Below are 21,745 nucleotides of genomic sequence, written 5' to 3'. Positions count from 1 at the left end.
CGAAATGTCACTAAAGACTATTGCTGCTAAAATATTTGCACATCGTATCGCGAAAAGAACCGATATATGGGTCAGTAATCCTATTGAGACACAAGCGAGGGTTTTTAGTGAACTTATTGCAAAAGGAAATGAGACAAAGTTCGGTAAAGAACATAACTTAAAGACTATTAAAACCCATAGCGATTTTATAGCTCAGGTTCCTATTAGAGATTACGAAGAACTTAAAGATTATGTGAATTTAGCGGTTGCTGGGCAAGAAGATATTCTTTGGCCGGGTAAACCATTATATTTTGCAAAGACATCTGGCACCACATCTGGAGCAAAATATATACCCATTACAGAAGGTAGTATTAAAGAACAAGTAAAAGCATCTAGAAACGCCATTCTTAATTACATACATGAAACTGGCAAAGCAGATTTCGTAACCGGTAAAATGATTTTTTTACAGGGTAGTCCTGTTTTAACAGAGAAAAACGGAGTAAAATTGGGTAGGCTTTCTGGTATTTCAGCACATTATGTGCCTAATTATCTGCAGAAGAATAGAATGCCCAGTTGGGAGACTAATTGTATTGAGGATTGGGAAACCAAGGTAAATGCCATTGTAGAAGAAACCAAGAATGAAGATATGACGGTTATTGCCGGTATACCATCATGGGTTCAAATGTACTTTGAGAAACTAAAAGAAAATACCAATGAGTATGTAGGTGATTTATTCAAGAATTTTGAGCTATTTATTTATGGTGGAGTCAATTATGAACCGTATAGAAAGAAGTTTGAATCATTAATTGGTCGTAAAGTAGCAAGTATAGAATTGTTTCCGGCAAGTGAAGGTTTCTTTGCTTATCAGAACTCTCAAACAGAAAAGGGTATGTTACTGTTATTAGATGCAGGCATATTTTATGAATTTGTACGATCTGATGAATTTTTTGATGAACACCCTAAAAGGATAACTTTAAAAGATGTTGAAATTGGTGTAGATTATGTTATGATTATAACGACTAACGCTGGGCTCTGGGCATATAACCTAGGTGATACCATTCGGTTTATTTCAACCTATCCTTTTAAAATAGTAGTATCTGGGCGTATAAAACACTTTATTTCTGCTTTTGGGGAACACGTTATTGCTAAAGAAGTTGAAGAGGCTATGTTGGTAGCTACAAAAGCAACCGATGCCAGTGTAAGCGAATTTACTGTAGCACCACAAATTATCCCGCAAGAAAATGAATTGCCATATCACGAGTGGTTTATAGAATTTGAAAAACTACCGTCTAATATGGACACTTTTATACATGAATTGGATACGGCACTTCAAAAACAAAACAGTTATTATTATGACCTTATTGTAGGCAAGGTGCTGCAAACTTTAAAAGTTATTCCCGTTAAAAGTGGCGGGTTTTTAGAGTATATGAAATCAATAGGTAAGCTCGGCGGACAAAATAAAGTTCAGCGACTATCTAACGACCGAAAAGTAGTTGAAAGTCTGTCAAAATATAAGGCATAGCGCAACGAGCTTTTAAATAACAAATTATAAATCGTAATTTCGTTTGAAATCATCAATGGGAAAAGCAATTACAACAACAAGAGCGCAAGAGTCTACAAATGCAATAGAACGCATGTATATTACTATGCGTCATCTTTTTAATAGAGGTTTTTATAAGCCAAACGGAGTTTCTGGTGAAGCATTGAAAAATGCCTTACTGCAGTTAAGACCAGAAATATATGGTTCCGTAGGAGAAGAAAAAGCCGAATTAAACGGACTCATATACGTTTTAGAAAGATTACCAGAAGGTATAGAACAATGTTCATTCATAAATCTAACATCAGATGAAGGGTATGGTATTTCTCATATCAATCCAATCATTCCACCAAAAAGAAGAAGAAACTGCTATCGTATAGACGAAGAGCAGATGAATATAGAAATCACCAGAGGTCGTTCAGATATTTATGATATTCTTACTCACCTTACTTTTCTATTCATTGAATCTGAAAAAATATGTAAGCGTGTTTTAATAACAGATACAGAAAGAACTATAAGAGATTGGGCTAAACTTGAAGCTGCGGTTCAAAAAGAGGAGTTGACTCAGGCTGAGCGAGAAATTGCACTTATACATACAGCCAACATTTTAGGTAGGTCTTTTGAAGAAATTTTAGAAGTCTATAAAAAGTTTAGTACCAAAAACAATCCGGATAGATTTCTGAATGTTATTTATTGGTTGGGTAAACTAGCCTTAGATGAAGAAATCTCAGGAGAGAAAAGAGCTGTTACTTTTAGTGCTTTGCTAAGAGAACGATTAGGGCATCATATTCATGGAGAAAGATGGGCAAATAACATAAAGGAGGTTTTGACCAAAAACAAACTTATGCATAGGCCAATTCATATTATTTCTGCGAATATGCATAGTGTAATGAATTCTTTATTTGCAAAAGCAGCCTTGAAAACTGAATTTCCGAATACAGATTCATTAGAAATTTTTGAAGCACTTAGTAGTTCTGGCAATGCAGCGCTAAGAAAGAAAGTTACTGATCTAGCTGAGAAGAATGGTATGATTATTATGGATGATACCTCTGGAACCAACATTGATGTACAGATTTTTGATACGGCAAAAATAAAAATCAACAATTGTTCGTATGAATTTTCTGAAGAAGAGGTTGATAAAAAACCTGTTATATTTGTAATGGATTACGCATTTGGTGAGCAAGCGTATGAAACAATTGATGAATTATTGAAACCGTACAATACCAAAAAGAACAATGTGTCTTTGATAAATGTTGATTCTGTTTCAATAATGGGAAAAGCAGGTATTCTAGAAGGAGGAAAAGGAGATTTAATGATTCCTTCTGCACATATATTTGAAGGAACAGCAGACAATTATCCATTTAAAAATGAATTGTGTGCCAAAGACTTTGAAGGTTATAGTTTAGAGGTTTTTGAAGGGACTATGGTGACTGTTTTAGGAACATCACTTCAGAATAAAGATATTCTTAAGTTCTTTCATAAGTCAACTTGGAATGTAATCGGTTTAGAGATGGAAGGTGTGCATTATCAAAAAGCAATACAGTCTGCCTCTAAAATTAGAAAGAGTATAGGTGAAGATGTAAAAGTGCGTTATGCGTATTATGCATCAGATAATCCTTTAGAGACAGGAAGTACGTTAGCTTCTGGAGGATTAGGTACAACAGGAGTGAAACCTACATATTTAATTACTGATAAAATTTTAAAGCAAATATTTAATAGATAGAATGGCAAGCAATCAACCACCAGCTACACAAACCAATTCTGATGAAATTGATTTGGGGCAGTTATTTCAATTAATAGGAAGAGGCTTTAGTGCTGTTTTTCGTTGGATTTTAAGAGTATTCTTATACCTTAAAAAGAACATTCTTTTACTTATTGGTCTAGTAGTTGTTGGACTTGCAATTGGTTACGGTTTAAATCAAATTATATCAAAAAAGTATAAAACCGAGGTGATTGTTAAACCTCAAATTGAAAGTAAAAATTACTTGTATGATGTTGTAAGTGAAATTCAATCTAATATAAAATCAAAGGACACTTTATTTTTTAAATCTATAGGTGTCGAAAATATCGATTTCAATGGTTTAAACATTAACATTAGCAGAGTTGCTGAAGTTGGTAACTCTGAGAGTGATCTTAAATATTTAGAATTACTTCAAAGTTTTGAAAATACCGATGCCATAGCGGATATTGTTAGGGCAGAATTACAGAATAAGAGCTCGTTTAACCATAGAATTACCTTATATTATAAGGATACAACTTTCGGTAAACAATTTGCTGAACAAGTTTTGAATTATATCAATACCAACTCATACTTCAATGGTCTTTTAGAAGTTTATAGAAGCAATGCAGCAGCTAGGATAAAGGAGGATGAAAAATTATTGGTGCAAGTTGATCAAATTATTACTAATTATACAAAGGGATTAGCAAATAATGGGAGTTCTTCTTCAAATGATAAAATTGTTTTAGACAATCAAGAGCAAGTCAATATAGCTGATATTTTTGAATATAAAACCAGTTTGATTAGGGACATTGAAACTAAGAAATTAGAACTTGAAGAACGTAAAGAACCGGTAAGCATCATTAATTTAGGGCAACCTCAAGTAGAGCAAAAATCATTTTTCGGAAAAAGTATTGTGTTAATTCCTATTATTTTTGTTTCTGTATTTTTTATACTATCTGTACTTGTTTATTTAAATAGAAAATCAAAATCTATAGTATAATTTATGGCGGACCACCATTCTATTAATACAATACTAATTACTGGTGGCGCTGGTTTTATTGGGAGTAATTTTATTCCTTATTTTTTAGATAAAAACCCAAGTATCAAGGTCGTAAATTTAGATGTATTGACATATGCTGGAGATTTGGGTAACCTTAAGGAAGTTGAGAACCATCCAAATTATACATTTGTAAAAGGAGATATATGCGATAACCTTTTGGTTAAGAATTTATTTGAGAAGTATAATATTAGTGGAGTTATAAATTTTGCTGCAGAATCTCATGTAGATAATTCAATAAATTCTCCGAGGCAATTTATAAAAACAAATATAGAAGGCACTTTTAATCTTTTAGAAAATGCTAGAACTTTTTGGAAAGGTAAAAACAATAGGTTCCATCACATATCAACAGATGAAGTTTATGGTTCTTTAGGGGGAAATGGATTTTTCACAGAGGAATCGAACTACCAACCAAATAGCCCATATAGTGCGTCTAAGGCATCTTCTGATTTTTTGGTCAGAAGCTATTATCATACGTATGGTATGAACGTGGTGACCAGTAATTGTTCTAATAATTATGGTCCTAAACAGCATGATGAAAAGTTGATTCCTACAATAATTAGGTCTGCCATCAATGGTGTTAAGATTCCCATTTATGGGAATGGAAAAAATATAAGAGATTGGTTATTTGTTAAGGATCATTGTAGGGGTATAGGCTCCATTTATCACAAAGGAAAAGCTGGAGAAACTTATTTGTTAGGGGGGAATAATGAATATGATAATTTGACGATAGCGACGAAGATTTGTAAAATTTTAGATATAAAAATTCCTAAAAAAAAGAGAAGCTATAAAGATCAAATTGAATTTGTTGAAGATCGTCTAGGACACGATTTTAGGTATGCAATTGATGCGTCAAAGGTTTCAAAAGAACTAAGTTGGAAAGCCAATGAAAGCTTTGATTCTGGTCTAGAAAAAACTGTTGACTGGTATTTAAATAAATATCAACTTTAAATATATGAAAGGAATCATACTCGCAGGTGGTACCGGATCACGTTTATGGCCATTGACAAAGGCTTTAAGTAAGCAGCTCATGCCTATTTATGATAAACCAATGATATATTACCCGTTGTCCACTTTAATGACAACTGGCATACGAGAAATTTTAATTATTACTACTTCTGATGATTTGCCCTTATTTAAAAAGTTACTTTCAGACGGCAGTCAGTTAGGTTGTAGATTTGAATATGCCGTTCAAAAAGAACCTAAAGGATTAGCGGAAGCATTCATTATAGGTAAAGATTTTATTGGCTCTAGTAAGGTTGCCTTAATTTTAGGGGATAATATTTTTTATGGTAATGGTCTTGAGAGATTATTAAAGGAAAATTATAAGCCAGACGGAGGTATTATATATGGGTATCACGTAAATAACCCAAAGAGATATGGGGTAGTTGAATTTGATAATGACGGAAAGGCTATTTCAATTGTTGAAAAACCAGAAACACCGAAATCTAATTATGCTATACCAGGAATCTATTTTTATGACAATGAAGTAATTGAAATTGCTGAAAACATAAATCCAAGTAGCAGAGGAGAATTAGAAATTACAGATGTTAATATTGCTTATTTAGAAAAGGGAAAGTTACAAGTAAGCGTTCTTGATAAAGGAATTGCATGGCTAGATACAGGTACATTCAGTTCTTTAATGCAAGCCTCTCAATTTGTTCAGGTAATAGAAGAGAGACAAGGATTAAAAATTGGTTGTATAGAAGAAGTAGCTTTTACACAAGGTTTTATTGATGCAAAACAGCTTGAAGACTTGGCAGAACCTTTGTTAAAAAGCGGTTATGGAGAATATTTAATGAATTTGATTAAATGAAAATAACCGAAACAAAATTAAAAAGTTGCTTAATTCTAGAGCCTCAAATTTTTGAAGATAATAGAGGGGTCTTTTTTGAAGTTTTCAAAATAAAAGAACTGAGTGATTTTTTAGGGTATAAAGTAGACTTTGTACAAGAGAATAAATCAATTTCTAAGAAAGGTGTTTTAAGAGGACTTCATTTTCAAAAAGGAGAAAGCGCACAAGCCAAGTTAGTTTCGGCTCAAAATGGCAGCGTAGTCGATGTAATCGTTGATATTAGACCTGATAGTTTAACTTTTGGCGAACATATTAAAGTGCATTTATCAGATATAAATAATAAAAGTATTTTTATACCAAAAGGTATGGCTCATGGTTTTTTAGCTCTTACCGATCAAGTGGTGTTCAATTATTTATGTGATGACTATTATAACCCTAAAGAAGAGTCGGGCATTTTATATAATGATCCTGCTTTAGCTATAGACTGGAATTATCCTTTATCAGAATTAATAGTGTCAGAAAAAGACTTGTTATTACCGACTTTCAAAAAGTTAATGCAATGAAGAAGGTATTAGTCACAGGGGCAAATGGGCAACTAGGACTGTGTTTGCAGAAAATAGCTCCTAAATATAAGGAGTTAAAATTTGTTTTTAAGAATTCCAAAGACTTGGATATTACGAATAAGGAGCAAATGAGTTCTTTTTTTGCAGTAGATGATTTTGATTATTGTATAAACTGTGCCGCCTATACAAACGTTGAGCAAGCTGAGAAAACCCCAGATATTGCTTACGAGGTCAATGCAAAAGGGGTTAAAAATTTGGCTTTAGTATGTAGAGAAAATAATACATCTTTAATACATATTTCTACTGATTATGTTTTTGACGGGGAGAAAAAGGAACCCTACACAGTAGATGATCAACCTAATCCAATAAATGAATACGGTAAATCTAAATTGCTAGGAGAAAAATATATTCAAGAGATAATGGAAGATTATCTTATTATTAGAACTTCCTGGTTATATTCAGAATTTGGAAAGAATTTTTATACTACAATTTGGGAGAAGGCTAAGGCTGGTGAAAACCTTTCGGTAACCGATGAACAGATTGGCTGTCCTACTAATGCCAATAATTTGGCATTGCACATAGTAGAAAAGTTAACCCAGAATAATAACTTTGGTATTGACCACTTTACGGATAATTATTCCTGTACATGGTTTGATTTTGCCCAAAAGATATTAATTGAGCATGGATTACAAATGTCGGTTCAACTACGCAGAGATAAGAATTATCGTACTTTTGCTAGAAGACCTTTAAATAGTGTGCTGAAATAGCACTAATTAAATCTGAATTATGAAAATACTTAACCTTATTGGAAGGGAAAGGGAGTTATTTAAGAATGATATTACTACCCATGAAGATGAATTAAGTCAGAAAGTAGGTAATTCTTCATTTCTTGTCATTGGTGGAGCGGGCTCGATAGGACAAGCAGTGACAAAAGAAATATTTAAACGAAATCCTAAAAAACTCCATGTTGTTGACATTAGTGAGAATAATATGGTGGAATTAGTTAGAGATATTCGTAGTTCTTTTGGTTATATAGACGGTGATTTTCAAACTTTTGCTTTAGATATTGGTTCTAGAGAATATGATGCTTTTATAGAAGCAGATGGTAAGTATGATTATGTGCTTAACCTTTCGGCCTTAAAACACGTTAGGAGTGAGAAAGACCCCTTTACATTGATGCGAATGATAGAGGTCAATATTTTTAATACCGATAAAACTATTAAACAGGCAATAGCAAAAGGATCAAAAAAATATTTCTGTGTATCGACGGATAAAGCTGCAAACCCGGTAAATATGATGGGTGCATCAAAACGTATTATGGAAATGTTCTTAATGAGAAACAGTGCAGAGATACCTATCTCCACTGCCCGTTTTGCAAATGTGGCTTTTTCTGATGGGTCATTATTACATGGATTTGATCAAAGGATTAAAAAAAGTCAGCCCATTGTAGCACCTAATGATATAAAAAGATATTTTGTTATACCTAAAGAAAGTGGTGAGCTCTGTTTAATGTCCTGTATTTTTGGTGAGAATAGAGATATTTTTTTTCCAAAACTAGATGAAGGGCTGCATTTAATATCGTTTGCGGATATTGCAGTGAAATATTTAAAATCTTTAGGTTACGAGCCTTACATATGCGAAAATGAACAAGAAGCTAGAGATTTAGTAAAAGTACTCCCTAATGAAGGAAAATGGCCATGTCTGTTTTCTGGTAGCGATACAACGGGGGAGAAGGATTTTGAAGAATTTTTTACAAATTCGGAAACTTTGGATATGAACCGATTCCAAAAATTAGGAGTTATAAAAAACGAACTTGAGGTCAATCATGAACAGTTAGAATATTTTGAAAATACTATTGACCAAATAAAACAGCAAAGAACTTGGTCAAAAGAGCCAATTGTAGATTTGTTCTTTGAAATGATCCCTGCGTTTGGCCATAAAGAAACCGGTAAGTATTTAGATAGTAAAATGTAGCTGTAATGATTCAAGAAACAATAGATTTTATTAGGTCGTATTATCAGAGCGAAGACTTTATACCTCTTCATGAGCCTTATTTTGCCGGTAATGAAAAAAAATATTTAAATGAATGTATTGATACAACATTTGTATCTAGTGTTGGTAAATTTGTAGATAAATTCGAAAAGGATATAGCAACTTTTACAGGTTCAAAATTTGCGATAGCAACTGTAAACGGTACTTCAGCTTTACATATTGCATTACAACTTGCAGGCGTAGAAAGAGATGATGAAGTGTTAACTCAGTCATTAACGTTTATCGCCACTTGCAATGCAATCAGTTATATAGGAGCACATCCTATTTTTATTGATGTAGATAAAAATACAATGGGTCTGTCCCCTGAGAAATTAAAGCATTTTTTATCGGAAGAAACAATCATGAAAAATGATGTTTGTATCAATAAAAAAACCAAACGCAAAATAAAGGCGGTAGTACCAATGCATACATTTGGAATGCCAATTAATATTGATGATTTAAAAGCGATTTGTGACCCATATAATATCAAAATTATTGAGGACGCAGCAGAATCGTTAGGAAGTTATGATAACCTAGTTCATACAGGAACTAAAGGTTTGTTAGGTACATTAAGTTTTAATGGAAATAAAACCATTACTACTGGTGGTGGTGGTATGATATTAACAGATGACGAAAGTCTGGCAAGAAAAGCCAAACATATAACGACTACCGCTAAAATTCCTCATCGTTGGGATTTTAACCATGATCAGATTGGTTATAATTATAGAATGCCGAATGTTAATGCAGCACTCGGTTGTGCCCAATTAGAAAAATTACCTGAAATTTTACAGAACAAACGAGATTTAGCCCAAAAATATATAGGCTTTTTTATGAATAAATCGGCACGTTTTGTCACAGAACCTGATAATACATCTGCAAACTATTGGTTAAATTCAATTATTCTTGAGAATCCTAATGATAGAGATGAATTCTTGTCAGCTACTAATGATGCTGGAGTGATGACCAGACCAATTTGGAAGTTAATGTCTAGTTTGCCCATGTTCGAAAAAGCTCAAAAAGGAAACCTCGATAATTCTGTTTGGTTAGAACAACGTGTAATTAATATTCCAAGTAGTGTCAAAAAATAAACATATTTATTTTTTAGGATATTCGGGACATGCATATGTAGCCATTGATGTTGCTAATAGTAATGGATTTTGCGTAGAGGGTTATTTTGATCGGCATGAAAATACAGAAAACCCATATGATATTCAATATTTTGGGAATGAAGCCGATATTGATTTAAAGGATTTTGTCAATGATTGTTATGTTTTCCCAGCTATGGGGTCTAATACCATAAGAAAAAGATTATATACATTATTAAAGCAGCTAAATATTAATCAATTGGTCTTGGCACATCCTACTGCCTTTATTTCTAATACGGCCGTTATTGGTGAATCTTCTTTAATAAATCCTAACGTCTCTATCAACGCTTTGGTAAGAATAGGAAAAGCATGTATTATAAATACTGGAAGTATAATAGAACATGAATGTTGTATTGGTGATTATTCACATATTGCACCAGGAGCCGTGTTAGCAGGGAACGTTAAAATAGGAGAAAATTGTTTTATAGGAGCAAAGTCTGTTATAAAACAGGGAGTGTCAATAGCCGATAATGTAATTATTGGTGCAGGCTCTGTAGTTTTAAAAAATATAGAGGAAGAAGGGACATGGGTAGGTAATCCTGCTAAACAACTTATTAAATAATGAAAAATAAAGTACTGATAATTGCTGAAGCGGGTGTAAACCACAATGGAGATATTACTTTAGCGAAAAAACTAATAGATGCAGCAGCAGCAGCAGGGGTAGATTATGTTAAGTTCCAGACATTTAATTCTAAAAAACTTGTTAGTAAATCTGCTCAAAAAGCTGATTACCAAAAACAAAACACAAATAATGAAGTAGAATCTCAGTTAAAGATGCTTCAAAAACTTGAACTTAGTAAAAACGACCATCTTATATTAATCGATTATTGTAACGCTAAGAATATTAAGTTTCTGTCAACAGCTTTTGACTTAGATAGTATTGATTTTTTAGAAGAACTTAAAATTGATTTGTGGAAAGTACCTTCTGGTGAAATTACCAATTTACCATACTTAAGAAAATTGGGTGGCTTAGGCAAACCGGTAATAATTTCTACAGGTATGGCCGAGATGTCAGAAATAGAGGACGCAATAAATGTCGTTACTTCATCTGGTACAGATATAAAAGATATTACTGTCTTACATTGTAATACTGAATATCCAACACCTATGCAAGATGTAAACTTAACAGCCATGAACACTATAAAAGACGTGTTTAAAGTGCCTATAGGTTATTCTGATCATACTTTGGGTATAGAAATCCCTATAGCTGCCGTAGCTCTTGGAGCCACCGTTATCGAAAAACATTTTACCCTTGACAATACTATGGACGGTCCTGATCATAAAGCATCCTTAGAACCCCAAGAGCTTAAAAAAATGGTGACTGCAATAAGAAATATAGAACAGGCTTTGGGCAATGGTGTAAAAGTGCCTAGCCCAAGTGAGGTTAAAAACAAACCTATTGCGCGTAAAAGCATTGTTGCAAATGTGGATATTTCTAAAGGAGAAGCTTTCAACGAAAACAATATAACGGTGAAGCGACCGGGAACAGGAATATCTCCTATGAAATGGGACGAAGTTATTGGTACAACTGCAACTAAAAACTACAAAGCTGACGAGTTAATATGAAAAAAATTGGTGTCATAACAGGTACTAGGGCAGAGTACGGTCTATTAAAGCCATTGATTAAAGCCATTGATGATGCCAAAGTTTTACAGCTTCAACTTTTTGTTACCGGCATGCATTTAATGTCAGAATTCGGAAATACGTATTTACAAATAGAAAAAGACGGGTTTACCATAGATGCAAAAGTTGATGATGGTTTGAAAGGCGATAGTGCTTTGGCAATCTCAAAAGCGGTAGGTAAAGCTACAATAGGTTTTGCAGAAACTTTTGGTGAATTTAACCCTGACATGATTGTAGTTTTAGGTGACCGTAGCGAAATACTTGCTGCAGCTACGGCCGCAGTAATCAGTAACATTCCTGTAGCTCATATTCATGGCGGTGAAACAACAGAAGGGGCTTATGACGAGTTTATTAGACATGCAATTACTAAAATGAGTCATTTACATTTTGCAAGTTGCGAGGTGTATAGAAATAGAATCATACAATTAGGGGAGCAGCCCCATACTGTATTTAATGTTGGTGCAATAGGTATAGATAGTATAAAAAACCTTCAGTTGTTAGATAAAAAATCTTTTGAAGAATCTATTGCTACAAAACTTGACAAAAAATCGGTATTAATTACTTTTCATCCTGTTACTATGGAAAATTGTACTGCCGAGGTACAATTTCAAGAATTATTATCTGCTTTAGATAAATTGAAAAATACTACATTAATTTTTACAAAACCTAATTCGGATAAAGGCGGTAGGGCTATCATTGATATGATTGATTCCTATGTAGAAAATAATATCGCAAAAGCAATTAGCTTTATATCGTTGGGTCAACTTAGATACCTTTCAGCATTAAAATATGTAGACTTTGTAATCGGTAATTCTTCAAGTGGAATTCTAGAAGTTCCTTATTTTCATATTCCTACTATTAATATTGGAGATAGACAAAAAGGTCGCGTAGCTCCAATAAGTGTTATACATTGTGCGCCAAATGAGCATGAAATTTCATCGTCTATAATAAAAACAACAAATAAAAATTTCTTGGATGAGATTTCAAAACAAGAATTGTTATTTGGTAATGGCGATGCAACAAATAAAATAATAAACAAACTAACTACATACAATAATAAAAATCTTAAGAAGTCATTTTACGATTTAAAACCAACATGTTTTGAGAAACTATAAAGACCATTTACTACTTACACAAAGCACCATCAGGGAAGCCTTGATAAAGTTACAAGATTTAGCAAAAGATGCCATTTTATTCGTCGTTGATGATGAAGATAAACTTTTGGGTTCGCTCACTGATGGCGATATTAGAAGGGGATTAATAGATGGTGTTGAAGTTACCGATAACGTAAACAAAATAATTCAGCCCAATCCTAAATTTATTAGAAAAGGCGAAAAAAATTTAGAGAAAATAATTGAATATCGAGAAGGTAATTATAGAATTTTACCCGTTTTAGACGATAATAATATCGTTGTAACCGTTATTAACTTTAGATTAATACGTTCTTATTTACCTGTTGATGCTGTAATTATGGCCGGAGGTAAAGGAACGCGCTTAAGACCTTTAACCGAGCATACGCCAAAACCTTTGTTAAAAGTTGGCTCTAAACCTATTATGGAGCATAATTTAGATAGACTTGCGTTATACGGAATAGATGATTTTTGGATATCAGTAAAATATCTAGGAGAGCAAATTGAAGATTATTTTGGAAACGGAAGTCAAAAAAATATTAATTTAAGTTATGTATGGGAAGACAAACCTTTAGGAACCATTGGAGCGGTATCTAAAATAGATGATTTTTCACATGATTATGTTCTGCTTACCAATTCTGATCTTTTAACCAATTTAGATTATGAGCATTTTTTCTTAGATTTTAAGAACAATGATGCGGATTTGGCCGTTGTTACAATTCCTTATCAAGTGAACATTCCGTATGCCGTATTAGAAACAAATAATGGTCATGTAATAAATTTTAAAGAGAAACCTACTTATACATACTACTCTAATGGTGGCATATATCTAATTAAAAAATCGGCATTAAAGTATCTTCCTAAAGAAAGCTTTTTCAATGCTACCGATTTGATGGAAAAATTAATTGAAGATGGTAAAAAGGTTGTTTCTTATCCATTATCTGGTTACTGGTTAGATGTAGGCAAACATGAAGATTTTGAAAAAGCACAAAGAGATATTGAACAAATTAAATTTTAAATGAATATACTAATTACATTATGTGGAAGAGGAGGCTCTAAGGGAATACCTGGTAAAAATATTAAAAAATTAAATGGTGTTCCTCTATTGGCATATTCTATTAAACATGCCAAAGAATTTGCTTCAATACATGATAATGTAGATATTTTACTATCAACTGATGATAGCGCTATTAAAGAAGTAGCCTTTTCATTTGGTTTGGAAACAGATTATATTAGGCCAGATTACTTGGCGAATGATACGGTTGGTAAAATTGATGTTTTAAAAGATGCGATAAAGTTTCAGGAAAGCAAGAATAGCAAAAAATATGATATTCTTTTAGATCTTGATGTTACTTCTCCCTTAAGAACTCAGAAGGATCTAAATGAAGGTTTTATAAAGCTTTTGGCCGATGACAAGGCCATAAATCTGTTTTCAGTATCTAAACCTCATAAAAATCCTTATTTCAATGTTGTAGAGGATGCTGATAATGGCTATTGTAAATTGGTATGCCCAAGTGACACAAGATCTAGACAAACGGCACCACAGGTTTTTGATATGAATGCCTCATTTTATTTTTATCGTAGAACATTTTTTGAAAACGGCTGTAAGTCGGCGATTACAGAAAGAAGTTTGTATTATGTTATGGACCATATATGTTTTGACCTAGATGAGCCTCTAGATTTTGATATGATGGAATATCTTTTGGCAAGTGATAAACTAGGAATGAACTTATGAAAGTACTGGTCGTAGGTCTTGGTTCTATCGCTTTAAAACATATTGCGGCTTTAAGGAAAATTGATTTTAATGTTGAATTGTATGCTATACGATCTTCATTAAAAGCAGATGCCAAGAAGGGGATTATCAATATATTTTCATTTGAAGATTTAGATCATATAGAAATTGACTTTGCCATAATATCTAATCCTACATCGGTTCATAAAGAAACAATTGAGCACTTAATACCTAAAAAAATACCCTTATTTATTGAAAAACCGCTTTTTTCTTCATTGGGGAACAAGGCTGTATTACAAAAAATTAATAGTAATAATATTATTACCTACGTGGCGTGTAATCTTAGGTTTTTAGATTGTATAAAATTTGCTAAAAAGTACATACAAGGAAAAAGAATCAATGAAGTAAATGTTTATTGTGGATCTTATTTACCAGATTGGAGACCGGGTATAGATTATACAACTACATATAGTGCAAATAGAAAACTTGGTGGAGGGGTACACATTGATTTAATTCATGAAATAGATTATACATATTGGTTGTTTGGTAAACCTCAAGAAGTACATAAGATTTTTTCAAATAAATCCTCTTTGAACATTGATGCTTATGATTATGCAAATTATATGTTAGGGTATACAACATTCAACGCAAACATAGTTCTAAACTACTTTAGAAGAGACCCCAAAAGAACACTTGAAATTATTTGTGATGATCATACATTAACAATTGATATTCTAGAAAATACGGTTTATCAAAATAAGGAGATTATTTACACTTCTAAGAAAACAATAATCGATACCTACGAAGATCAATTACGATTTTTTATTCATGAGGTCGTTGCAAAAGATAATAAGTTTAATACAGCTAATGAAGCTTACGAAATATTAGAAATATGCTTGCAGAACGATTAAAAAATAAAGTAATTATTGTTACAGGTGGTAGTGGTCTAATAGGCAAACCAACATTAGAGCTTTTAAAGAAAAGCCAAGCTATTGTAATCAATGCCGATATCAATGCAAATACGAATATCGAAAATGGCGATTATAATTGCGACGTTACTTCTGAAGATTCTATAAGGGAGTTGGTAGCACAAGTGTATGCCAAGTACGGTAGAATAGATGGTTTGGTAAACAATGCTTATCCGAGAACAAAGGACTGGGGCAATAAATTTGAAGATGTACCGCTAGAGTCATGGCGAAAGAATGTAGATATGCAGATGAATAGCGTATTTTTCTTATGCCAATGTGTTTTAAAAGTAATGAAAGAACAAGGGTCAGGCTCTATCGTAAATATCGCTTCGATATATGGTGTTGTTGGTAATGATTTTACTATTTACGAAGGGTATGGCGGCACATCACCTGCTGCTTATGCCGCTATCAAAGGAGGGGTCATTAATTTTAGTAAATATTTAGCTTCTTATTATGGCAAATATAACATTAGGGTAAATTGTGTTTCACCTGGCGGAATTAAAGATGCTCAGCACCCTTCGTTTATAGAGCGGTATGAAGATAAATCACCATTGAAAAGATTGGGTCAACCAGAAGAAATAGCTCCTGCAATTGCTTTTTTACTGTCAGAAGACGCCTCATTCATTACCGGTCATAATTTAATGGTAGATGGCGGGTGGACGGCAATATAATAATTAGATGTACTTGGGTATAAAGATATAAAGACAGTATTTATGAGGACTAACATTTTTTTAGTACCAATTATTTGTTTTACTCTTTTCATTAACTGTAAAACAGATGATGTAATTGAAGAAACCGAAGAAATATGCCCTAGAAATGTTGATATTGGCCTAGAGGCTTTATCACCTTACAGTGCCACCATTAAATGGTTAGAGACTCAAGGTTTTGCCTCAAATTATGAATATGGTGAGAAAGGCTTTGTGTTGGGCACAGGTGTTAAAGGAAATACATCTGATGAGAATGCTGAACTGAAAGATTTAAAACCAAATACGAAATATGATTTTTATCTGCAATCTATTTGTTCGGCTGACATTATAGGAGAGTTTATCACAAACCCATATACCTTTACTACCCCTACTTGTTATGAGCTAGATGTGGATAATTTAGGCTTCATAGGTTATGTAGAAAATGGCGATTTTAGAGCTTTTTGGATTCCAAACAGAAACGCAGAAGAGTGGCAAGTTGCCATGTTGGCAAACGGAAATAGTAACCCTACCGAAGCACAGATATATACTTTAGAGCGTAATACTGATATTTTTAACTTTACCAATATTGAACCAAATGTTGAATATACTTTTCTTGTTAGGGGAAAATGTAACGATGTCTACGGTGAATGGGTTACAAAAAACATAAATACTGGCGATGAAAATCTAACTTCGCCCTGTATAGCAACCATAAGAGATGTGTATGAAGATGGATATAACATTAACTTTTACGTAAATACTCAGTCAAGTTACGTTGTAGAAATAGTAGAAGAGAATACAGAAAAAGGGACTGGTTTAGAGTTTGAAGATTATTTTAATTTAAACAAACTTACCTTTCATAATGAATACTCAGATTATATAAAAGCAAATACTAATTATGATATTTTTGTAAGAGTAGCTTGTGGTTCTTCTTTTTCGGAATACACAAAGGTCTTAACTTATCGTTCTCCAATTGCCAATGTGGTGTTCATTACAGAGAGCAGTGTTGTTGACGATCAATTACAACTAAGCTGGCCTGATTATCATTATGGTTTCAATTATGAATACTGCCAATCTTATGATCAGGTAGTTTACGAAATTGAATATGGTCTGCAGGGTTTTTTAGAAGGTGAAGGAGTTTCGATTGAAATAACGCAAGCTACACGCAGTGGGGGATTATTCTCTTATAGTTTACCATTAAGTAACTTTGAATCTGGTAGCACTTATGAGTTCTCAATTCGTTCTGTTGTTAATGGTAATAGTAGAGGTGTGTGGAATTCTCTAAACAGCGGAGCCTGTAATCAGACTAACAAAGATCGATTCGTTTTTACAGCACCATAGACATGCTAATTGTTGTTTTGGTTTTAGTATTTTTACTGAAACTTAGTTAAAGTCTTTTATACTAATGCGAATAGCATCACTTGATTATTTACGAGGACTAATGGCATTGGGTATAATGTGTTATCATTATCTTGTATGGTCTTATGGAGTATATGGTAGTGAAACCTTTCTTGGTAAAATTGGTATTTATGGTGTTTCGGTTTTCTATGTGTTAAGTGGCTTAACATTATATCTTGTATATCAAGATAAATTAACTTTGAAAACAATAAAGAGCTTTTCTGTAAAACGTTTGGCTAGAATATACCCTTTATTATGGTTTTGTATTTTATTAAATATACTTCTTTTAGCTAAAAGTTATCCCTACGAAAAGATTTTACTAAATATAACTGGACTATTTGGTTTTTTTGCCGTGGATCAATATATACCTACTGGAGCTTGGTCAATAGGGAATGAATTAGTTTTTTATGCTCTCTTCCCCATCATTGTAATAGCATCAAGGAAGTTTAAATATTTAGTTCCCGTTTTCTTTTTAATTACTTTATTTATCGCACTGTATTTTGCGTTTTTCCAATTATCAGAATTTGATAGTTTAGGTAAGGCATGGAAAACCTATATCAACCCATTAAACCAATTATTTTTATTTGTTGGTGGAATATTAATAGGTAGTTTATTTGCATTGAAAGAGAATAATAAGCTCGGATCAATTCTATTATTTCTTGCTCTTATTATTTTCCTGTTACCCTTGTCAGAAGGCGATTTAATTCATATAATCAGCGGTTCTAATAGAATAATTTATAGTGGTGGTTGTTTTATTTTAACGTCTGCATTTTTGCTTATTAAATTCCCTAATTTTAAATGGGTTAATCTAGTCTTAGAACGCCTAGGTCATATATCTTACTCCCTTTACCTTATTCATCCAATTGTGTATTGGTTTCTAGCTAAACAACTTAATATAGCTGAAAGTTCTTATAGCTTTTTAAGCTTAGCTGTGATTATAACTTTAGTTTTAAGTTATGTTGTTTTTTTTTATTTTGAGAAAAGATTTATAGAATATGGAAGAAAATTTAGAGAAGTTAATTTTAATATATCTTCAAACTTATATTTGAAACCCCTTGTAACCATTATACTTGGAACAATTCTTATTCTACAGGCAAACAAAAGAAATATACAATTAGACAAAAAGGAAAAACAGCAAATAAAGATGTTGAAGACTGGTAGTGAATACTCAAAACTTCTAGCTCAAAGAAGTGTTTACTCAGATAGTGTTTACAAAATATTCATTGCCAATTTTGATGGTAAAAAAGAAATAGTTTTTCTTAAAAAAGGTACATTGACCAATATGCAACAAGAAAGTAAGTTCTTTGTTCATTTGTACCCTAAAAACCAAAAAGATCTTTTGGGAAAAGCCAACCATAATCCTATAAATTTTGACAGCAACTTTACATCGTTTGATTATGAAGGTCAATTATATCATGTTGCACATACGGAATTACCTGATTATGTAATTGAAAAACTTAACTTAGGGCAATATAGTTATCGTGGAGATAATTCAATAAACTATAAAATTCAAAAATTAATTATAGGTACGGAAATTGCCAGGATCCTTAAAGAAAATAAAGAGGAGATGAATAATTTTGAATACTTGCAAGAAACATTTTAATTATGATTGGTTTTTTAAATAAAAGAAGGTTTGATAAAAAGGCAGATCGCCTCGGACCAGATTGTCCATTTACACATTGGAGACTATTTTTTAAGAAAACCTCTCGTAAATTATGTGAAAAGAAATTTGGACATTTTGGCGTTGGGTCAGAATTTAGACCATATGCGTTTGCAATTAATTGTTCAAAAATTAGTATTGGCGATAAAGTAGTTATAAGACCTGGCAGCATGTTATTTGCCGATATACGTGAACCGGAAAAAGGAAAGATTATAATTGAAGACCATGTTTTAATTGGTTCAGGAGTGCATATTTATGTATCTAACCATAAGTACGGAGCATTAAATACAATGATTATGGATCAAGGTCATTTTAATGCAGAGAATACAATTTTAAAAAAAGGTTGTTGGGTAGGCGCTAATGCAATTTTATTACCAGGTGTAACAATAGGTCATAATTCCATTGTAGGTGCAGGTAGTATAGTTACCAAAGATGTTCCTGATAATGTTGTGGTTGCCGGTAATCCTGCAAAAGTTTTAAAAGTCATTAGTTGAAAAATAGTTTAGAAAGTTTATTTACAAGGGGTATTTCAATAGCTTCTAAGTTTTTGTTGCTTGGTTATTTAGCTAAAAACCTTAGTCTAGATGATTATGGTAGTTTTCAATTAATTAGTTATTTCGTGCTAATATCCACTACTATTTTTGGATTGGAATATTATAATATTACCAATAGGAATATTGCACAAGCGACAGAGAAAAAGCAAATTTATAACGAACATTTTTCGTTTTTTGTCACAATTGCTCCATTCGTTTTAATTGCACAAGTACTCTTGTTCTTAATAGTTTTTCCAAATGAATTGATAACATCGGTAAATGTAGTGCTAGTACTCGTAATTGGACTGTGCGATTATTTTTCACAAGAGGTTTACAGGTATTTGATGATAAATAAATCTTTTAGAAAAGGTAACATACAGCTAATTTATAAAAGCTTACTTTTTGTTCTATTGATTGTTGTTTATGACATTTTTTTTGAAGCATTGACTTTTGAAATAGTTCTTTGGATTATGCTAGTTTCTTACATTTTATTGTTTATAATAGCTTACAAGGGTTTTGTTGGAACTTTACATAAGGTTACAAATTCTATGTTCAGGAGAATGTCATCAGAACAGCTGAAATTAAGTTTAAAGGCTATTTTGCCCTTTGTTGTCTTGATACTATTTTTAAAAGGAATTGAATTCTCTGACAAATTTATAATAGGTAAGGTACTTAGTCTTGAGGATACCGGTATCTACTCTTTCCTTTTTTCAATAGCTTCAGTAATACATATTTTTATTGTAAGTGGTTTTTACATTATCTACCTGCCACAATTAATTCAAAGCTTTGCCGACAATAAAAATATATTTATATCTGAATTAAAAAAGTTCGGTCTGTTGACATTAGTATCAAGTATTACTTTAGCAGTAGTAATTCCGTTTATCAGTCCTTTTATTTTTAGTTTAATTGATAAAGAGGCCTTTATAGCTCATATAGATTTATTGTACATATTCTTATTAGGATTTGTTTTTAATAATTTGTCATTGATACCCCATTTGTTTTTGTATGTTAGTCATGATGAAAAGGCTATTACAGTCATTATGGCTGTTTCATTTGTAATAAATTTAGGTCTTAACCTGGTTCTAATACCTAAATTTGGAATTTTAGGGGCTGCATACAGTTTTGTGATTACATATTTTACAGTTCTAGTATTAAAATTATTAAGAGCACAAATTAAATGGAGGGAAATAAAGGTTTAATAATCTTTGAAAAAGCAATGAATAAACGTTTCATGGATATGGCAAATATTCATGGTTTAGAGGTTTTTAAAGCCAATTTGGAAAATAACTTTGATGGCAACCCGGTAAAAAATATCTTTAAAAGATTGTTGTCGAAAAAGAATCTTTTAAAAACTACCTCTGAAATAGAAGCTTTTATAATAGAAAATAAGCTTGAAACTGTTTATTTTTCATCATCAGAAGGTTTTATAAGCCATAATATTATATGTCATTTAAAAACTAAGTTGCCTGACATTTACTTTATAGCCCTACAGCATGGTGTTTTTCCTCTAGAATTTTCTAAAAGTAAGGAATTAGCTAGAGGAATAGTTAACAGTTTTTCGAAGGCGATTTTCGGAGTATATGCTGTAGGTGCAGGTTTTGGTGGTATTATTTTAAATTCATATTATGTTTATTCTCTAAGGGAAAAGAATTTTTTAATTAAATATAAAAAGTGGAAAGACAATCAGGTTTTTGCGAAATTAGATTTTATTAAGGCAGATTTGTTGTCTCATTACAATAATAGCGAAGTAGAACAAGATTCAGAAACAGCTATTTTTTTAATGCAATGTTTACACCTAGCAGGGTTATGTTCAGCTGAGGAAGAAATTAAGTATACCAATATTATTATTGAATATTTATCTAATAAATATCAAAATGTGCTAATAAAACTTCATCCGGCCTGCATTAATCAGTTAGATAATATCAATTTACCAAATAATGTTATTGTTGTAAAAGACATGATAGATGGCTTTAAAAAATGTAAAAACGCTTATAGTTTTTTTTCGACGGCATTAATCGATGCTAAAATTTTTAATCTTAAAACGATCGGTATAAAAATTAAGGGAATTAATATTGATGATGAAATTTATAAAAACTTTGATTTAACACTTGATTTTGAAGACATTCTCGTTAGCCAAGTTTAGCTTAATCTTACTTTTATTATCTCTTCCGTTTAATTTTATTTTAACGGA

General features: G+C 32.2%; 21 protein-coding genes. All 21 read left to right on the top strand.

All coding sequences use genetic code 11. The annotated features are described in order from the left end of the window. The first annotated feature begins 4 nt into the window (after positions 1–4). Positions 5–1,501 carry a GH3 auxin-responsive promoter family protein gene (locus tag Q4500_RS07560; protein WP_303599085.1) on the top strand — a complete coding sequence of 499 codons (1,497 nt, stop codon included), beginning with the start codon at positions 5–7 and terminating at the stop codon, positions 1,499–1,501. Between the two features lie 55 nt (positions 1,502–1,556). Beyond that, on the top strand, positions 1,557–3,239 hold the full coding sequence (locus tag Q4500_RS07555; protein ID WP_303599084.1) for a hypothetical protein: 1,683 nt from the start codon (positions 1,557–1,559) through the stop codon (positions 3,237–3,239). Position 3,240: 1 nt separating this feature from the next. Beyond that, positions 3,241–4,236, top strand: coding sequence for a hypothetical protein (locus tag Q4500_RS07550; RefSeq protein ID WP_303599083.1), 996 nt, complete (start codon positions 3,241–3,243; stop codon positions 4,234–4,236). A gap of 3 nt (positions 4,237–4,239) precedes the next feature. Further along, positions 4,240–5,244 (top strand): dTDP-glucose 4,6-dehydratase, encoded by a 1,005-nt coding sequence (gene rfbB, locus Q4500_RS07545; protein WP_303599082.1) that lies wholly within the window; start codon positions 4,240–4,242, stop codon positions 5,242–5,244. Positions 5,245–5,248: 4 nt separating this feature from the next. Beyond that, positions 5,249–6,109, top strand: a complete 861-nt coding sequence (gene rfbA, locus Q4500_RS07540) for a glucose-1-phosphate thymidylyltransferase RfbA (RefSeq protein WP_303599081.1) — start codon at positions 5,249–5,251, stop codon at positions 6,107–6,109. Next, positions 6,106–6,651: a dTDP-4-dehydrorhamnose 3,5-epimerase gene (gene rfbC, locus Q4500_RS07535; RefSeq protein WP_303599080.1), complete on the top strand. Its 546-nt coding sequence runs from the start codon at positions 6,106–6,108 to the stop codon at positions 6,649–6,651. The genes rfbA and rfbC overlap by 4 nt, the downstream gene beginning before the upstream one ends. Further along, a complete protein-coding gene (gene rfbD, locus Q4500_RS07530; RefSeq protein ID WP_303599079.1) occupies positions 6,648–7,418 on the top strand; it encodes a dTDP-4-dehydrorhamnose reductase in 771 nt (256 codons plus the stop codon). The genes rfbC and rfbD overlap by 4 nt, the downstream gene beginning before the upstream one ends. Before the next feature lie 19 nt (positions 7,419–7,437). Further along, positions 7,438–8,625: a UDP-N-acetylglucosamine 4,6-dehydratase gene (locus Q4500_RS07525; RefSeq protein WP_303599078.1), complete on the top strand. Its 1,188-nt coding sequence runs from the start codon at positions 7,438–7,440 to the stop codon at positions 8,623–8,625. Between the two features lie 5 nt (positions 8,626–8,630). Further along, on the top strand, positions 8,631–9,770 hold the full coding sequence (locus Q4500_RS07520; protein ID WP_303599077.1) for a LegC family aminotransferase: 1,140 nt from the start codon (positions 8,631–8,633) through the stop codon (positions 9,768–9,770). Next, the gene (locus Q4500_RS07515) at positions 9,757–10,389 is read left to right on the top strand and encodes an acetyltransferase (protein WP_303599076.1); all 633 of its coding nucleotides are present in this window, start codon (positions 9,757–9,759) and stop codon (positions 10,387–10,389) included. Before Q4500_RS07520 ends, Q4500_RS07515 begins: the two co-directional genes overlap by 14 nt. Beyond that, a complete protein-coding gene (neuB, locus tag Q4500_RS07510; protein WP_303599075.1) occupies positions 10,389–11,393 on the top strand; it encodes an N-acetylneuraminate synthase in 1,005 nt (334 codons plus the stop codon). The genes Q4500_RS07515 and neuB overlap by 1 nt, the downstream gene beginning before the upstream one ends. After that, on the top strand, positions 11,390–12,565 hold the full coding sequence (gene neuC / locus Q4500_RS07505) for a UDP-N-acetylglucosamine 2-epimerase (protein ID WP_303599074.1): 1,176 nt from the start codon (positions 11,390–11,392) through the stop codon (positions 12,563–12,565). Before neuB ends, neuC begins: the two co-directional genes overlap by 4 nt. Beyond that, positions 12,552–13,598 carry a nucleotidyltransferase family protein gene (locus Q4500_RS07500; protein ID WP_303599073.1) on the top strand — a complete coding sequence of 349 codons (1,047 nt, stop codon included), beginning with the start codon at positions 12,552–12,554 and terminating at the stop codon, positions 13,596–13,598. Before neuC ends, Q4500_RS07500 begins: the two co-directional genes overlap by 14 nt. Continuing rightward, on the top strand, positions 13,599–14,315 hold the full coding sequence (locus Q4500_RS07495) for an acylneuraminate cytidylyltransferase family protein (protein ID WP_303599072.1): 717 nt from the start codon (positions 13,599–13,601) through the stop codon (positions 14,313–14,315). It begins immediately after the preceding gene. Continuing rightward, complete coding sequence (locus tag Q4500_RS07490) at positions 14,312–15,223, top strand: Gfo/Idh/MocA family protein (protein WP_303599071.1); 912 nt, start codon at positions 14,312–14,314, stop codon at positions 15,221–15,223. The genes Q4500_RS07495 and Q4500_RS07490 overlap by 4 nt, the downstream gene beginning before the upstream one ends. Then, a complete protein-coding gene (locus tag Q4500_RS07485; RefSeq protein WP_303599070.1) occupies positions 15,205–15,951 on the top strand; it encodes an SDR family oxidoreductase in 747 nt (248 codons plus the stop codon). Before Q4500_RS07490 ends, Q4500_RS07485 begins: the two co-directional genes overlap by 19 nt. A gap of 42 nt (positions 15,952–15,993) precedes the next feature. Next, on the top strand, positions 15,994–17,304 hold the full coding sequence (locus Q4500_RS07480; protein WP_303599069.1) for a fibronectin type III domain-containing protein: 1,311 nt from the start codon (positions 15,994–15,996) through the stop codon (positions 17,302–17,304). A gap of 64 nt (positions 17,305–17,368) precedes the next feature. Next, positions 17,369–18,964 carry an acyltransferase gene (locus Q4500_RS07475; RefSeq protein WP_303599068.1) on the top strand — a complete coding sequence of 532 codons (1,596 nt, stop codon included), beginning with the start codon at positions 17,369–17,371 and terminating at the stop codon, positions 18,962–18,964. A 2-nt stretch (positions 18,965–18,966) separates the two neighbouring features. Next, positions 18,967–19,515: a DapH/DapD/GlmU-related protein gene (locus Q4500_RS07470; protein ID WP_303599067.1), complete on the top strand. Its 549-nt coding sequence runs from the start codon at positions 18,967–18,969 to the stop codon at positions 19,513–19,515. After that, on the top strand, positions 19,512–20,753 hold the full coding sequence (locus Q4500_RS07465; protein ID WP_303599066.1) for a polysaccharide biosynthesis C-terminal domain-containing protein: 1,242 nt from the start codon (positions 19,512–19,514) through the stop codon (positions 20,751–20,753). The genes Q4500_RS07470 and Q4500_RS07465 overlap by 4 nt, the downstream gene beginning before the upstream one ends. Then, a complete protein-coding gene (locus Q4500_RS07460) occupies positions 20,732–21,697 on the top strand; it encodes a polysialyltransferase family glycosyltransferase (protein ID WP_303599065.1) in 966 nt (321 codons plus the stop codon). The genes Q4500_RS07465 and Q4500_RS07460 overlap by 22 nt, the downstream gene beginning before the upstream one ends. Positions 21,698–21,745 lie beyond the last annotated feature (48 nt).

It is taken from the genome of Maribacter sp. 1_MG-2023 (assembly GCF_030547005.1).
Classification (GTDB): domain Bacteria; phylum Bacteroidota; class Bacteroidia; order Flavobacteriales; family Flavobacteriaceae; genus Maribacter.
This window is presented reverse-complemented; position numbering and strand designations above follow the sequence as displayed.